Consider the following 16188-nt stretch of genomic DNA (forward strand, 5'->3'; position numbering starts at 1 on the left):
GCTTTCCAGCCGACCCGAGCGGGGTCTGGTGCGTGCAGCTGCAAGGCGGAGGAGGGCGACAGGGCGGAGCCCTGGCAACCGACGACAACGCCGCAGATGTGCGTGCCGGGCCCCGCGGCCCCCGGCAAGATCCAAACGACGCCCCCTAGAGTCGGGGCATGGCCTTGCAGATCAGCGCCACCAACCCGGAGGCCCCGCGCTCCTGCTCGAACTGCCCTGGCAGACGCCGCTGGAGGAGTGGCCCGAGGAGTACCTCGTGCCGCTGCCGCGCGGCATCTCCCGGCACGTCGTCCGCTACGCGCGCGCCGGTGACGAGGTCATCGCCGTCAAGGAACTCGCCGAACGGCCCGCGCTGCGCGAGTACCAGCTGCTGCGGGACCTGGACCGGCTCGCCATCCCGGCGGTGGACGCGCTGGCCGTCGTCACCGGCCGCACGGACGCCGCCGGCGAGTCGCTGGAACCGGTGCTCGTCACCCGGCACCTCGGCGGTTCGCTGCCGTACCGGTCGATGTTCGAGACCACGCTGCGCCCGGCGACCATGCACCGGCTGATGGACGCCCTGGCGGTACTGCTGGTCCGGCTGCACCTGGCCGGGTTCGCGTGGGGCGACTGCTCACTGTCCAACACGCTCTTCCGGCGGGACGCGGGCGCGTACGCCGCCTACCTGGTCGACGCGGAGACCGGCGACCTGCACCCGCGGCTCAGCGACGGGCAGCGGGACTACGACCTCGACCTCGCCCGGGTCAACATCAGCGGCGAGCTCCTCGACCTGGAGGCCTCCGGGGCGCTGCACCCCTCCGTCGACCCGGTCGACTTCGGCACCGAGATCTGCGCCCGCTACCGCACCCTGTGGCAGGAGCTGACCCGCACCTCCGTCTACCCGGCGGGCAAGTACCACTACATCGAGCGCCGCATCCGGCGGCTCAACGACCTCGGCTTCGACGTGGCCGAGATGCAGATCGAGCACGCGTCCAACGGCGACACGGTCACCTTCGTGCCCAAGGTCGTCGACGCCGGCCACCACCAGCGCCAGCTGCTGCGCCTGACCGGCCTGGACACCGAGGAGAACCAGGCCAGGCGGCTGCTCAACGACCTGGAGAGCTGGATGGCCACCCAGGACGACTACGCCCCGGGCGACCCCCTCGGAGCCCGGCCGGAGGTCCTCGCCCACCGCTGGGTGCGCGAGGTGTTCCGGCCCACCGTGCGCGCCGTGCCCGTGGAGCTGCGCGGCGCGATGGACCCGGCGGAGATCTACCACGAGCTGCTTGAGCACCGCTGGTACCTCTCCGAACGGGCCCAGCACGACATCGGCCTGGACACGGCCGTCGAGGACTACCTCACCAGCATCCTGCCAGGGGCGCGGGAGACCCTGCGGCCCGCCACGGAGTGACCGGCGTACCGGTCCTCACGTGGGCGGGCCGCCGCGGTGCCCGCGGGCGCGGACGCTGCGGTCCTCACCCGTGCGGAAGCACCGCGGTCGTCACGTGTGCGGGACCACCGCCACCGGGCAGGCGGCGTGGTGCAGCACGCCGTGGGCCACCGACCCGATCCGGGCGCCGACGGCGGTGCGGCGGGCCCGGCGGCCGACGACCATGAGCTGGGCGTTCGCGGCCACCGACAGCAGCACCTGGCCCGCGCTGCCCATCTCCACGTGCTCGACGACCGGGACGTCGGGGAACCGCTCGCGCCAGGGTCCGAGGGCCTCGCCGAGCGCCTTGCGCTCGTACTGCTCCAGGCCCCCGGCCTCGTCGGCGAGCGCCATCGAACCCGGGCTGTAGGTGAACACCGTCGGCAGGGCCCAGGCGCGTACGGCCCGTACGGTCGCGCCCCGCGCGGCAGCCGCCTCGAAGGCGAAGCCGATGACGTCGGCGCTGTCCTCCGGTTCCCCCTGCTGGCCGACCACGACCTCGCGGCCCGCGGCCTCCCCCGCCGCCTCGTCACCGGCCCGCACGAGGACCACCGGCCCGCCCGCCCCGGCGATGACCTGCTGGCCGACGGAGCCGAGCAGGAAGCCCACGACGGCACCGTGGCCGCGCGAACCGAGCACCAGGGTCTCGGCGCCGGCCGCGGCGGCCAGCAGCGCGGCGACCGCGTCGCCCTCGCGGACCTCGGTGGTCACCGTGAGCTCCGGGTGCCGTTCGGTGACGGTCCGCACCGCCCCGGCGACGGCGTCGCGCACCCACCGCTCCTGCGCGTCCCGGCCCCCCGCGCCGGCCGCCTCCTGCGTCTCGTGGTGCCAGGAGTGCACCACGTGCAGCGGAGCCCGGCGGCGGACCGCCTCCCGCGCCGCCCAGGCCAGTGCGGCCACGCTCTCCTCCGAACCGTCCACGCCTGCCGTGATCGGGCGCGTCATACGGGTCCCTCCCTGTGTCGCGGTCGCGTCGTTCATGGGGCCCAGTCTTCCCCAAGCCCCTCCGGCCGCCGCACCGCGGGCGGGGGACGGACGCCTTCCCCGCGCTGCCCGGGCGAGGACCCGCGATCGAACATACGATGGATCTCAGGCCGGTGCGGTGACGGGGACGCCGGGCCGTGAACCCGGCCGCTCGACGTGGGGGACGTATGACACAGGCCGCCGGCACCACGCGGACCGTCATCATGACCGTGGACGACGATCCGGGGGTCTCCCGCGCCGTCGCCCGTGACCTGCGCCGGCGCTACGGCGCCGCGTACCGCGTCGTGCGCGCCGAGTCCGGCGAGTCGGCCCTCGACGCGCTGCGGGAGCTGAAGCTGCGCGGCGACCTGGTGGCCGTGCTCCTCGCCGACTACCGGATGCCGCAGATGAACGGCATCGAGTTCCTGGAGCAGGCGCTGGACGTCTACCCGGCCGCCCGGCGGGTGCTGCTGACCGCGTACGCCGACACCAACGCGGCGATCGACGCGATCAACGTCGTCGACCTGGACCACTACCTGCTCAAGCCCTGGGACCCGCCCGAGGAGAAGCTGTACCCGGTCGTGGACGACCTGCTGCAGGCCTGGCGCGCCGGCGACCACCGGCCGGTGCCCAGCACCAAGGTCGTCGGGCACCGCTGGTCGGCGCGGTCCTCGGAAGTACGGGAGTTCCTGGCCCGCAACCAGGTGCCCTACCGCTGGTACCCCTCCGACGGGCCCGAGGGACGGCGGCTGCTGTCGGCGGCCGGACAGGACGGTCAGCGGCTGCCCGTGGTGATCACCCCCGACGGCACCCCGCTGGTGGAGCCCGAGGCGCCCGACCTCGCCGCGCGGGTGGGCCTGGCGACGACACCGGCCGCCGACTTCTACGACCTGGTGGTCGTCGGCGGCGGTCCCGCCGGGCTCGGCGCGGCCGTGTACGGGGCCTCGGAGGGGCTGCGGACGGTGCTGGTGGAGCGGTCGGCGACCGGCGGACAGGCCGGGCAGAGCTCCCGCATCGAGAACTACCTCGGCTTCCCCGACGGCGTCTCCGGCGGGCAGCTCACCGAGCGGGCCCGGCGGCAGGCGGCGAAGTTCGGCGCCGAGATCCTCACCACGCGCGAGGTGACGGGCCTGGAGGCCGGCGGGGCGGCGCGGATCGTCCGGTTCTCGGACGGCTCGGCGATCGCCGCGCACAGCGTGATCCTGGCGACCGGCGTCTCCTACCGGCAGCTGACCGCGCCGGGCACGCACGAACTGGCGGGCTGCGGCGTCTTCTACGGCTCGGCGCTGACCGAGGCGGCCTCCTGCCAGGGCCACGACGTGTACGTCGTCGGCGGCGCCAACTCGGCCGGGCAGGCGGCGATGTTCCTGGCCCGGGGCGCCAAGTCGGTGACCCTGCTGGTGCGCGGCGAGTCCCTGGCGGCGTCGATGTCGTACTACCTGGTCCAGCAGATCGAGGAGACGCCCAACATCCACGTGCGCTGCGGCACGGTCGTCGAGAGCGCGCACGGCGACGTCCACCTGGAGCGGCTGACGCTGCGCGACGCGCGGAGCGGCGCCACCGAACGCGTCGACGCGCAGTGGCTGTTCGTGTTCATCGGCGCGGCCCCTCTGACCGACTGGCTGGACGGCGCGGTGCTGCGCGACGCACGCGGGTTCATCCTCGCCGGGCCCGATCTCACCCCGGACGGGCGGCCGCCGGCCGACTGGGAGCTGGACCGGCCGCCGTACCACCTGGAGACCAGCGTCCCGGGCGTCTTCGTGGCGGGCGACGCCCGCGCGGAGTCCGCGAAGCGGGTCGCGTCCGCCGTCGGAGAGGGAGCCATGGCCGTGATGCTCGTCCACCGGTACCTGGAGCAGTCGTGAGCGGGCGGCCGATGCCGTGCAGCCCCGCGGAGATCGGGACGCTGTTCCTGTTCGAGAAGCTGACGCCCGAGCAGTTGGGCCGGCTGTGCGCCGAGGGCCGGGTGGAGCTGTTCGAGTCCGGACCGGTGTACACCGAGGGCGAGGACGCCACCTGCTTCTACGTCGTGCTGGAGGGATCGGTCGTGCTGTCCCGCCGGGTCGGCGCGGACGACGTGGAGACCAACCGCACCTCGCAGCGCGGGGTGTACGCGGGCGCGATGCAGGCGTACGTCGGTGACCGGGTGCCGCAGGTCTACACCAACTCGATGCGGGTGACCGCGCCGACGCGGTTCTTCGTGCTGCCGGCGGACACGTTCGCGGCCGTGATGCGCGAGTGGTTCCCGATGGCGGTGCACCTGCTGGAGGGGCTGTTCTTCGGTTCCAAGAACACGCAGCGGGCGATCGGACAGCGGGAGCGGCTGCTCGCGCTCGGCTCGTTGTCGGCCGGTCTGACCCACGAGCTGAACAACCCGGCGGCGGCCTCGGTACGGGCCACGGCGACGCTGCGCGAACGGGTGGCGAAGATGCGGCACAAGCTGGCCGTGATCGCCGAGGGCCCGTTCTCCCGGGACGCGCTGGCGGGGCTCGTCGAGATCCAGGAGCGCACGGCGGAGCGGGTCGCCAAGGCGCCCTCGCTCAGCCCGCTGGAGGCCGCGGACCGGGAGGACGCCCTGGGCGACTGGCTGGAGGACCACGGGATCGAGCAGGGCTGGCAACTCGCGCCGACCTTCGTGCAGGCCGGTCTGGACACCGAGTGGCTGGAGCAGGTCGCGGCGGCCGTGGACGCGGAGATCCTGCCGGGCGCGGTCGGCTGGCTCAACTACACCGTGGAGACCGAGCTGCTGATGAACGAGATCGCGGACTCCACCGCCCGCATCTCGCACCTGGTGGACGCGGCCAAGCAGTACGCCCAGCTGGACCGGGCGCCCTACCGCACGGTCGACGTCCACGAACTCCTCGACAGCACCCTGCTGATGCTGTCGGGCAAGATCGGCCCGCGCATCGGGGTCGTCAAGGAGTACGACCGCACGCTGCCGCGGATTCCGGCGTACCCGGCGGAGCTGAACCAGGTGTGGACCAACCTGGTCGACAACGCGGTCGCGGCGGTGAACGCGGCGGGCGGCGACGGCACACTGACCGTGCGGACCGCGCTCCTCCACGACCGGCTGCTGGTGGAGTTCCGCGACACCGGCACCGGGATCGCCCCGGAGGTCCGGGAGCGCATCTTCGACCCGTTCTTCACCACCAAGCCGGTGGGCGAGGGCACCGGGCTCGGCCTGGACATCTCCTGGCGGATCGTGGTCGACAAGCACCACGGCACCCTCCAGGTCGAGTCCGAGCCCGGCGACACCCGCTTCCAGGTGCTCCTGCCGCTCACCGCCCCCGAACCCGCCCCGGCGCCCCCGGCCGAGCAGTCCCGGCAGACGTAGCGGACGCACCGGCCCGGCGGACGCCACGAGAGGAGACGGCATGACCAGCGACACCGGAATCGACCCCACCGCCCCGCCCAGCGGCACCGGTTGCGCCGAGTGCGACGCGGCCGGCGGCTGGTGGTTCCACCTGCGGCGCTGCGCGGGCTGCGGCCACGTAGGCTGCTGCGACAGCTCGCCCGGACAGCACGCGACGGAGCACTTCCGCTCCACCGGGCACCCTGTGGTGCAGAGCTACGAGCCGGGCGAGGACTGGTACTGGGACTACGCGGCCAACGAGGTGCGCGAGTCCGGTCCGCGGCTGGCCCCGCCGACCGGCCACCCCGAGGACCAGCCGGCCCCGGGACCGGCGGGCCGGGTCCCGCCGGACTGGGCCGCCGCACTGCACCGCTGACCGTCCCCACCGCACCGCCGACCGGCGTTCCCATTGGGCCCCTTCGGGGTCGCGCCCGAAACGGGCAGGACCGCTGTCGTACCCGCGTGCCAGGATGGACGGCGTGTCGCAGACCTCCGTCACCAGCCCGCTCGTCGGCCGCGAGGACGAACTGGCGCGCCTCACCGGCGTACTGGACCGCGCCCGGGCCGGCGAGGCCCGCGCGGTGCTCGTCGCCGGGGACGCCGGGGTCGGCAAGACCCGGATCCTGGACGAGGTCGCCGGGCGGGCCGCCGCGGCCGGGACGACCGTGCTCACCGGCCACTGCGTGGACCTGGGCGACGTCGGTCTGCCGTATCTGCCGTTCACCGAGGTACTCGGCATACTGGCCGCCGACGAGCGGTTCGCCGCCGTGCTGGCCGCCCACCCGGTGGCCGACCGGCTGCTCGGCGGCGGTCCGGAGGAAGGGGGCGCCGCGGCACCCTCGCGGCTGCGGCTCTTCGAGGGCGTGGCCGCGCTCCTGACCGACCTGGCCGGGGTGGCGCCGCTGCTGCTGGTCCTGGAGGACCTGCACTGGGCCGACCAGTCCTCCCGGGACCTGTTGAGGTTCCTGCTCAGCCGGGGCGTGCTGCAGCGGCCGGCGGGCACGGCGCCCACCCGCCGGCTCGCGCTGTTCGCCTCGTACCGCGCGGACGACCTGCACCGCCGCCATCCACTGCGCCCGCTGCTGGCCGAGCTGGTGCGGCTGCCCGGCGTGGAGCGGCTGGAGCTGCGGCCGCTGCCCGACGCCGACGTGGCGCGGCTGGTGCGCGGGCTGCGGGAGCGGCGGCTGCCGGACACCACCGTGCGCCGGATCGTCGAGCGCGCCGAGGGCAACGCGTTCTACGCCGAGGAACTGGTGGCGGCCACGGACGCGCCCGCCGGGGGCGTGCCCAGCGGGCTGGCCGACGTGCTGCTCATCCGGTTCGAGCAGTTGTCGGAGACCGCCCAGCAGGTGCTGCGCACCGCCGCGGTCGCCGGGCGCCGCGTGGGGCACGACCTGCTGCGGGACGCCGTGGGCCTGCCCGAGGAGGAGCTGGAGTCGGCGCTGCGCGAGGCGGTGGAACGGCAGTTGCTGGTCTCCGGCCACGAGGACACCTACTCCTTCCGGCACGCCCTCGCCCGGGAGGCGGTCTACGCCGACCTGCTCCCCGGTGAGCGGGCCCGGCTGCACGGCGCGTTCGCCCGGCTGCTCGCGGGTCCCGACCGCCGCTCGGACAGCGCGGCCGAGCGCGCCCACCACTCCCGGGAGAGCCACGACCTGCCCGAGGCGCTCGCCGCCTCGCTGGAGGCCGCCGACCACGCCCAGCGCGTCGGAGCGCCCGCCGAGGAGCTGCGGCACGTCGAGGCGGCCCTGGACCTGTGGTCGGCGGTGGACGCCGCCGCGCGCCCCGCCGGGCCCGACGCGGTGACGCTCACGCTGCGGGCCTCGGCCGCCGCGGCGCACGCCGGGGAGCTGCACCGCGCGGTCTCCCTCACCCGCTCCGCGCTGGCCGGTCTCGGCCAGGACGCGGACCTGGAGCTCGCCGCCCGCGTCCGCTACACCCTCGCCGGGAACCTGCTGAGCGTCGACAACCTGTCGGCCGCGTACGCCCACAGCAGCGAGGCGCTGGGGCTGATCCCCGCCGAGCCGCCGTCGTCGACGTGGGTGTGGGCGGCGGCCACGCACGTGATGGCCGGCCGCCAGGTCGGGGAGAACGAGACGGCGCTGCGGGTGGCCCGCCGGGCGCTGCGGGTCGCCGAGGACCTGGACGTCACGGACGCCCGCGCCGATCTGCTGATCTCCCTGACGAGTCTGGAGGGCGGCAACAGGTCCACCCCGGCGGGCCGGGAGCGGCTGCTGGAGGCGCGCGAGCTGGCCCGGCGGGCGGGGAACGCGCCCGTGGAGCTGCGCGCGCTGTTCAACCTCGCCATCGGCAGCTTCGAGTCCGGCGACCTGCGGGAGTGCCTGCACTGGGCGTCGGAGGGGCTGGACCGGGCCCGCCGCGCCGGGCTGCTGTCCTCGCCCTATCCGCGGGAGATGCGGTATCTGCGGCTGCTCGTGCAGTACACGCTCGGCCACTGGGACGAGGTGCTGCGCGAGTCCGCCGGGCAGGCCGAGGCCCTGCCCGCCGTGGACGGCCACGCCCTCGGGCCCGGCCTCTACGTGGCGCTGGCCCGCGGCGACTCCGGGGCGGCCGACCGCGCCCGGACCCTGCTGGAGGGGCCGTTCGACTGGATGGCGCGGATGGTCGGGGGGCTGGTGCTGACCGACGCGGCGGCCCTGCGCGGGGACGCGGAGGACGCCGTGCGGTGGATGCGGTCCAGCGTCGAGGCGCTCACCGAGGCGGGCACGCGGCCCGCCGTGACCGTACGGCTCGCCGCCCTGGCGCTGTCCGCGGTCGCCGACACGGTGGCCGGGCTGCGCCGGGCCGGGGACGGGGCGGGGGCGGCCCGGTGGCAGGAGACGGCGGCCGATCTGCTGGCCGAGGCCCGCCGGTCGGCCGAGCACGGCTACGACGACGTTCCCCAGGGACCGGAGGGCCAGGCGTGGCTGGCGCGTGCGGAGGCCGAGTGGTCCCGGATCTCCGCCGCCGGGCCGGACCCGGCGCCCTGGGAGAGAGCGGTGGCCGCCTTCACGTACGGCGACTCCTACGAACGCGCGCGGTGCCGGCTGCGGCTGGCCGAGGCGCTGCTGGCGGCCGACCGTCGCGAGGAGGCCGCCGCCGAGGCCGACGCGGTGCGCCGGGAGGCCGACCGGCTCGGCACGGCCCCGCTGCGCGAGCGGCTCGACGACCTGGCCCGCCGCGGCCGGCTCACGGACCCGGCGCGGGGCGGTACGGGGGGCGCGGTGCTGACCGCGCGGGAGCAGGACGTCCTGCGGCTGCTCGCCCTCGGCCACACCAACCGGCGGATCGGCGAGGAGCTGTTCATCAGCGCCAAGACCGCGAGCGTCCACGTCTCCAACATCCTCGCCAAGCTGCACGCGGCGAGCCGCACGGAGGCGGTCGCGGTCGCCCACCGGCGGGGCCTGATCGCCCCGGAGCCGACGTCGCGCTGACGCCCGCGGCCGGGAACCCCCTCCGCCCGGCGGACGTTGACCCGGCACCCGCACACACACCGGAGCGCGACGACGACACAGGACGGCACGATGAGCGAGTTGGTCCCCGGGGGCAACACCCCTCTGCCGGGCGGCCCCGTGAGCCTGCGGGTGCCGGGCGCCTTCGACGTGTCCGCGCTCGTCACGGACGACGGCGGCAAGGTGGGCGGCGACGAGGACTTCGTCTTCTACAACCAGCCGGACGCTCCCGGGACCCGGCTGCGGGGCGACACGCTCACCGTCGACCCCGCGCGGCTGCGGGCCGGTGCCACCCGGGTGACGGTGGTGGTCAGTTGCGCGGACCCGGGGACGGTCCTGAACGCGCTCCCCTCCCCCACCCTGCGGGTCGCCGACGCCGGCGGGCGCGCCCTGGCCCGGTTCACGCCCCCACGCCCGGGTCCGGAGACGGTCCTGCTGCTCGCGGAGCTCTACCGGCGCGGCGGGGGCTGGAAGCTCCGTGCCCTCGGCCAGGGGTACGCCGACGGACTCGCCGGTCTCGCCCGTGACTTCGGCGTGGAGGTGACCGACGAATCGCGGCCGGAACCGGGCACGGCCCCGGCCCCCTCAGCGCGGTCCTCCGGCTCCGCCCCCGACGACGGCTTCCTGGACCTGGTCAACTCGGCCCGGGCGGCAGCCGGTTCGCCACCCGTGCGGGCCGACGCCCGGCTGGTCTCGGCGGCCGGGGCGCACTCCGCGGCCATGGCCGCCGCCGGAGCCCTGAGCGTGGAGACCCGCGACGGCGTCGCCGTCCACCAGCGCGTCGTCTCGGCCGGATTCGCGTACCTGACCGTCGGCGAGCACCTGGTCTCGGGCCCGCGCACCCCGGCCGAGTTCGTCGCGTACTGCCTGCGCACCGAGCGCACCCGGCGGACGCTGCACGACGCCGCCTTCACCCACGCCGGGTGGGCGCACGTCACCGGCGGGCCGGCCGGCGACACGTTCTGGACGGCGCTGTGGGCCGTGCCGCTCACCCCGGGCGGCCTGGCGCGCACGGCGGCGGAGGTCCTCACCCTGACCAACCGGGAGCGGGCCGGGGCGGGGCTGCCCGCGCTGGCGCCCGACGACCGGCTGGCCCGGGCCGCGCAGGCGCACAGCGCGGACATGGTGGCCCGCGACTTCTACTCCCACACCGACCCCGACGGCGGCCGGCCCTGGGACCGGGCCGCCGCCGCGGGCTCCTCGCGGCGCACGGTGGGCGAGAACATAGCCTGCGGCCAGCGCTCCCCCGCCGAGGTCGTGGAAGGCTGGATGAACAGCCCGGGGCACCGCGCCAACATCCTCAAGTCGGATTTCACCCACCTCGGTGTCGGCCTGGCCGGCGGCGGCCGCGCCGGCACGTACTGGACCCAGCTCTTCGGCGGCTGAACAGACCGGGAGCACGGGCCCCGGACCTTGGCGGAACGGGTGTCTCCGGGTCAGGATGCCGCCATGAAGGGTGACCTCTTTTCCAGCGAGCACATGGTGCAGCCCGCCACGGCGCCGGGCATGACCGTCGAGAACTCCAAGTGCGTCCGGTACACGGTGAACGGCGAGATGCTGGCCCGGCAGGGCGCGATGATCGCCTACCGCGGCGGCCTCCAGTTCGAGCGCAAGGGCCAGGGCGTGGGCGGCATGCTCAAACGCGCGGTGACCGGTGAGGGGCTGCCGCTGATGGCGGTGCGCGGCCAGGGCGAGGCGTGGTTCGCGCACGAGGCGCAGAACTGCTTCATCGTCGAGGTGGAGCCCGGCGACGCGTTCACGGTCAACGGCCGCAACGTCCTGTGCTTCGACGCGACGCTTTCGTACCGCATCGCGACCGTGAAGGGCTCGGGCATCGCCGGCGGCGGGCTCTTCAACAGCGTCTTCACCGGGCAGGGCCGGCTGGGGCTGGTCTGCGAGGGCAGCCCCCTGGTCATCCCGGTCTCGCCCGAGTACCCGGTCTACGTCGACACGGACGCGATCGTGGGCTGGTCGGCGGGGCTGGAGACCTCGCTGCACCGCTCCCAGTCGATCGGTTCGATGCTGCGCGGCGGCTCCGGGGAGGCGGTCCAGCTGCTCCTCCAGGGGCAGGGCTTCGTCGTCGTCCGGCCCAGCGAGGCGACACCGCAGAAGGCCCAGCAGCACTGAGGCGCCGCGCGCCCCCGTGTCCCGCGCGCGCCCTCCGGGAGGCGTGTTGACCTCGGGCGCGTCGCGCGAAAGGGTGCCCGGGGGCGAGTGGATCACCGCCCGCACCGGAAGGAAGACCTGCCTTGATCGGGATCACGGAGATCGAAGCCGCCGCCGAGCGGATCGCCGGACACGTCGTACGCACCCCCACCGTGCCCAGCCCGGGGCTGTCCGCGCTGCTCGGCGTCCCCGTCACCGCGAAGCTGGAGCTGCTCCAGCGCACCGGTTCCTTCAAGGCGCGTGGCGCGACGGCGAAGCTGCTGTCGCTGACCGGGGCCGAGCGGGCCGCCGGGGTCGTCGCGGTCAGCGGCGGCAACCACGGCATCGCGGTGGCGGTGATGGCCGCCGCGCTGGACGTGAAGGCCACGGTGGTCATGCCGCGTACGGCGCCGGCCCGTTCCGTGGAGACCGCCGAGGAGGCCGGCGCGCTGGTGCGGCTCACCGACGGCATGGACAGCGCCTTCGCCCTCGTCACGCGGCTGCGGGAGGAGGGGCTGACGCTGGTCCACCCCTTCGACGACCCGGTGGTGATCGCCGGACAGGGCACCGTAGGGCTGGAGTTCGCCGAGGACGCCGGGCGGCTCACCGACGTCCTGGTGAGCATCGGGGGCGGCGGACTGATCGCGGGCGTGGCGGCCGCCCTGCGGGCCACGCGGCCCGACGTGCGGATCTGGGGCGTGGAGACCGAGGGCGCCGAGGCCATGTCGGGTGCGCTGGCGGCGGGCGGTCCGCTGCCGGTGGCGCTGTCGTCCGTCGTCACGACGCTCAGCGCCCCCTCCGTCTCGCAGTTGACGTACGAGCATGTGTCGGAACTGGTCCGCGACGTGCTCGTGGTGTCGGACCGGGAGGCCGTCGAGGGGTCGCTGACGCTGGCCGAGCACGCGAAGGTGTGGACCGAGCCGGCCGCGGGCTGTCTGCTGCCGGCGGCCCGGCGCGTGGTGGAGCGGGTGGGGCCCGAGGCCCGGATCGGACTCGTGGTGTGCGGCGGCAACGCCACGACGGCCGACATGGCGTCCTGGGCGGACCGCTTCGGGCTGCGCTGACCCAAGGTCAGAACTGCCGCCGGTCCGCCCCTTCGCTGAACACGCCCGGACCCGCCCGCCGTACCTCTGGGCACGATGAGAGCCGGCGGTGCGAACGAGGGATGGCCATGGGCTGGGCACAGGTCTCCACACAGGGGCTGCTCGCCGGACGGTACCGCCTGTTCGAGGTGGTCCACCGCGAGACGAACCGCGTCTCCTGGTCGGGCGAGGACGCGGAGACCGGCCGGCCGTGCCTGGTCACGGGGGTGGGACTCCCCGAGGACCGGCCGGGCGGGGCCGCCTCCCGGGCCGCCGCCCGGGTGCTGCGCACCGGTTCGGCCGTGGCCTCGCTCTGTCCCGGGCGCGTCGCCCCGGTCGTCGACGCGGTGGTGGCGGACGGCAGCCTGTGGACGGTGACCGGGCGGGAGGGTGGCGTGCCGCTGGGCGGCCTCCTGGACCGGCACGGCGCGTTCGGCCATGTGCGGGCGGCGCGCGTCGCGCTGGAACTGCTGGCCGTACTGGAGGCGGCCCACGGCCAGGGCATCACACACGGGGAACTCAGCCCCGGACAGGTGTTCGTGCGCGACGACGGGTCGGTCGTCGTCACCGGCTTCGGCCTGGCCGGCACGACGCTCGCCCCGCGGCTCGCCGCCCCCGCGTACGCCTCGCCCGAGCAGGCCCGCGACGAGCGCATCGGTCCGTCGGCCGACCTGTGGACGCTGGGCGCGCTGCTGTACACGATGGTCGAGAGACGTCCCCCGTTCCGTGACCGCGGCCGGCCCGAGGCGACGCTGCGGGGCGTGGACCGGCTGCCGCTGCGCGCGCCGGTGCGTGCCGGGCCGCTTTCCCGGGCCGTGCAGGGCCTGCTGCGCAAGGACTACCGGGAGCGGCTGACCCGGCCGGTGGTGCGCGCGGCGCTCACCCGGGTGCTCGCGGAGGGTTCCGAGGCGGAAGTGGGCCCGGTGCCCCGGCCGCGACCCAGCGGAGCGTACGCCGGCGCACTCGGCGCGGTCCACTCCTGGGGCAGGCGCGGCACGGTCGCCGGGACCGCCCTGGCGCTGGTCACGGTCACGGCCGCCGCCCTGGCCGCCGCCCAGGGGACGTCGGGCCCGGACGACGGGCCCGCCACGGACGCGGGGCGGCGCCCCTCGGCCCCCGCGTCCCCGCCCGCCGAGGCGAGCCCCACGGCTCCCCCGTCCTCGTCCCCGCCTGCCGCCTCGTCCCCGCCTGCCGCCTCCGGTCCCGCGCCGTCGCGGCCGGGCGGCACCGTGCCCGCCGGGTTCCGCCGCTACGACGCGCCGGAGGGCTTCTCCGTCGCCCTGCCCGGCGGCTGGCGGCGACTGGACACCTCGCGCGCGCCGGGCGGGGCGTACCGGGTCGTCTTCGGCGCGTCGGGCGATCCGCGCACCCTCGTGGTCACCTACAGCAGCCGCGCGGGCGCGGACCCGGTGGCGGTGTGGCGCGACGACGTCGAACCCGGCCTGGCCCGCCGGCACGGCTACCGGCGGATCGGCGCGATCCGGGCGACGACGTACCAGGGCCGGGAGGCGGCCGACATGGAGTGGGTCGCCCGGGCCGACGGTGCCCGGGTCCGTACCTTCGGACGCGGCTACCTCCTCGGCGGCGGGCGCAGCTTCTCGCTGCGCTGGACGACCTTGGCCGGAGACTGGGCGGACCCCGGCAACGAGCGGGCACTCGCCGCGTTCCTCGCGACGTTCCGGGAGCGGCGGGACTGAGGCCGGGCGTACCGGGTCTGCCGCCGTTTTCGCTCGGCCGGGGCGGGGACTCGCCCGGTATGGTGCAAATCGGATACACGATGATGACCGAGCAGGCCGGCCCCCGTGAGCTGGTCGGCCATCTGGTGCGGGCCGAGGAGGTGGGGTTCGACTTCTCGGTGACCTCGGACCACTACTTCCCGTGGCTGCGCTCGCAGGGCCACGCGCCCTACGCGTGGAGCGTGCTCGGCGCGGCGGCCCAGGCGACCTCCCGCATCCCGCTGATGACGTACGTGACGTGCCCGACGTTCCGCTACCACCCGGCGGTGGTGGCGCAGAAGGCGGCGACCCTGCAACTGCTGTCCGAGGGCCGCTTCCGGCTCGGGCTCGGCTCCGGCGAGAACCTCAACGAGCACGTGGTGGGCGGCGGCTGGCCCTCGGCCGACGTGCGGCACGAGATGCTCCGGGAGGCCGTGGAGATCATCCGCGGCCTCTTCGGGGGCAAGCACGTGAACCACCGCGGCACGCACTTCGACGTGGAGTCGGCCCGGCTGTGGGACCTTCCCGAGACCGCGCCGCCCATCGGGATCGCCGTCTCGGGGGAGCAGTCCTGCAGGCTGGCCGGCGAACTCGCCGACCTGGTGATCGCGACCGAGCCCAAGGCCGGGCTGATCGAGTCCTTCGACCGGCACGGCGGCGCGGGCAAGCCGAGGGTGGGCCAACTGCCCGTGTCCTACGATCCGGACCGCAAGGCCGCGATCGAGCGCGCCCACGCGCAGTTCCGCTGGTTCGGCAGCGGCTGGAAGGTCAACTCCGAGCTGCCGCACCCGGACGCCTTCGACGCGGCGACGCAGTTCGTCACCCCGGACGACGTGGCCGCGTCGATCCCCTGCGGCGACGACCCGGAGGCGTTCGTCGAGGCCGTACGCCCGTATGCCGAGGCCGGGTTCACGGAGGTCGCTCTGGTGCAGATCGGCGGCGAGTCCCAACCGGCCTTCCTGGACTGGTCCGAGAAGACCCTGCTCCCCGCGCTGCGCGAGGCGCTGGGCCGGTAAGGGTGCGGCGGACGGGGCGCGGGACGGACGAATCACCCGTCCGCCCGGGCATCTTGGCGCCGGGCGGGGTACTAGAGGGCTCTACGTCCGTCCCGCTGGAGGCCCCGTGAACGCAGCCGTGCACAAGACCCTCGTCGTGCAGCTCCAGGCGGGCGAGACCGCCGACCGCTTCCCCGTGCTCGCCCACCTGGGCTACGACGCGGCGGACCCGTTCGCGCTCACCGTGGTCTTCAGCCACGACGGACGGGTGCTGGCCCGCTGGACGCTGGACCGGGAGATGGTGGGCGAGGGTCTCACCCGCCCGGTCGGCGCGGGGGACGTGCGGCTGCGGCCGGAATCGCACGGCATGTGGGAGGAACTGCGCGTCGAGCTGCTGGGCGACGACCACTCCGACGGAGTACGGCACCACGCCGTGGTGTTCGTGTGGGCGGCCGCCGTCGAGGCCTTTCTGCGGGAGACGCACGCGGTGGTCCCGCCGGGCGAGGAGGAGGTCGGTGTCGACGACTTCCTGGCGGCGCTGGCGGCCGAGGGCTGAGCGGGCCGCGCCGGCCCTCAACGCTCGGTGTGACGGTACCGGGTCCACAGCGGGAGCCCGAACCAGCACAGCAGGTACCAGACCACCACGCCCGTGACCAGGTAGGGCACGAAGCCGTCGTGGGTGGCGACGCGCAGGATGAGCAGTAGCGAGCAGGCGGTGGTGGCGAGCAGCAGCACCAGGCCCAGGACGGTCAGCCGGGACGCCCAGCGCACCGCCTGGGGCTTCACCCGCCGCCCGGAGACGAGGCGGTGCAGGGAGACCGGTCCTATCAGGGCGCCGGTGGTGACGGCGCCGAGGACCACCGTGATCAGGTAGATCGTCTGGTCGGTGTCGGACAGGCGCTCGTACTTGGGCTGGAAGACGACCGTGAGCAGGAAGCCGAACAGGATCTGGACGCCCATCTGCGCGACCCGGACTTCCTGGATGAGCTCCGTCCACATCCGGTCGGCGCGCTCCTCCTCGGTCTCGTTGCGCCCCCTGCGCCGGCCCTCGTCCTCAGCCGTGCCCGAGTTGCCCA

12 protein-coding genes and 1 pseudogene are annotated in these 16188 nt (G+C 75.1%); 11 read left to right on the forward strand and 2 right to left on the reverse strand.

Annotated elements, in window-relative coordinates:
• The first annotated feature begins 158 nt into the window (after window positions 1-158).
• Window positions 159-1390, forward strand: a pseudogene (locus tag IG94_RS38365) (DUF4032 domain-containing protein).
• Window positions 1391-1480: 90 nt separating this feature from the next.
• On the opposite strand, the gene IG94_RS0100190 reads toward IG94_RS38365, so the two are convergent.
• Complete coding sequence (locus IG94_RS0100190; RefSeq protein ID WP_031029021.1) at window positions 1481-2353, reverse strand: universal stress protein; 873 nt, start codon at window positions 2351-2353, stop codon at window positions 1481-1483.
• Window positions 2354-2559: 206 nt separating this feature from the next.
• Here IG94_RS0100190 and IG94_RS0100195 point away from each other — a divergent pair, with 206 nt between their 5' ends.
• From IG94_RS0100195 to IG94_RS0100240, 10 genes are all read left to right on the forward strand, one after another.
• Window positions 2560-4236 (forward strand): NAD(P)/FAD-dependent oxidoreductase, encoded by a 1677-nt coding sequence (locus IG94_RS0100195; RefSeq protein ID WP_031029022.1) that lies wholly within the window; start codon window positions 2560-2562, stop codon window positions 4234-4236.
• A gap of 11 nt (window positions 4237-4247) precedes the next feature.
• Complete coding sequence (locus IG94_RS0100200; RefSeq protein ID WP_211269648.1) at window positions 4248-5705, forward strand: ATP-binding protein; 1458 nt, start codon at window positions 4248-4250, stop codon at window positions 5703-5705.
• A gap of 40 nt (window positions 5706-5745) precedes the next feature.
• Window positions 5746-6099 (forward strand): UBP-type zinc finger domain-containing protein, encoded by a 354-nt coding sequence (locus tag IG94_RS0100205; protein ID WP_031029028.1) that lies wholly within the window; start codon window positions 5746-5748, stop codon window positions 6097-6099.
• 94 nt (window positions 6100-6193) lie between these two features.
• Window positions 6194-9157, forward strand: coding sequence for a helix-turn-helix transcriptional regulator (locus IG94_RS0100210; RefSeq protein WP_031029031.1), 2964 nt, complete (start codon window positions 6194-6196; stop codon window positions 9155-9157).
• Window positions 9158-9247: 90 nt separating this feature from the next.
• Window positions 9248-10561 carry a CAP domain-containing protein gene (locus IG94_RS0100215; RefSeq protein ID WP_031029033.1) on the forward strand — a complete coding sequence of 438 codons (1314 nt, stop codon included), beginning with the start codon at window positions 9248-9250 and terminating at the stop codon, window positions 10559-10561.
• A 63-nt stretch (window positions 10562-10624) separates the two neighbouring features.
• Window positions 10625-11302, forward strand: a complete 678-nt coding sequence (locus IG94_RS0100220; protein ID WP_031029036.1) for an AIM24 family protein — start codon at window positions 10625-10627, stop codon at window positions 11300-11302.
• 122 nt (window positions 11303-11424) lie between these two features.
• Window positions 11425-12384 carry a threonine/serine dehydratase family protein gene (locus tag IG94_RS0100225; protein WP_031029040.1) on the forward strand — a complete coding sequence of 320 codons (960 nt, stop codon included), beginning with the start codon at window positions 11425-11427 and terminating at the stop codon, window positions 12382-12384.
• Between the two features lie 101 nt (window positions 12385-12485).
• Window positions 12486-14099, forward strand: coding sequence for a serine/threonine protein kinase (locus tag IG94_RS0100230; protein WP_031029042.1), 1614 nt, complete (start codon window positions 12486-12488; stop codon window positions 14097-14099).
• Between the two features lie 59 nt (window positions 14100-14158).
• Window positions 14159-15133 (forward strand): LLM class F420-dependent oxidoreductase, encoded by a 975-nt coding sequence (locus tag IG94_RS0100235; protein ID WP_031029045.1) that lies wholly within the window; start codon window positions 14159-14161, stop codon window positions 15131-15133.
• Window positions 15134-15239: 106 nt separating this feature from the next.
• Complete coding sequence (locus tag IG94_RS0100240) at window positions 15240-15668, forward strand: SsgA family sporulation/cell division regulator (RefSeq protein ID WP_031029047.1); 429 nt, start codon at window positions 15240-15242, stop codon at window positions 15666-15668.
• Window positions 15669-15685: 17 nt separating this feature from the next.
• Here IG94_RS0100240 and IG94_RS0100245 read toward each other — a convergent pair whose 3' ends face one another.
• Window positions 15686-16111 (reverse strand): DUF6328 family protein, encoded by a 426-nt coding sequence (locus tag IG94_RS0100245; RefSeq protein ID WP_234018284.1) that lies wholly within the window; start codon window positions 16109-16111, stop codon window positions 15686-15688.
• Window positions 16112-16188: the final 77 nt, after the last annotated feature.

The sequence above is a fragment of the Streptomyces olivaceus genome, from assembly GCF_000721235.1.
GTDB lineage: Bacteria > Actinomycetota > Actinomycetes > Streptomycetales > Streptomycetaceae > Streptomyces > Streptomyces olivaceus.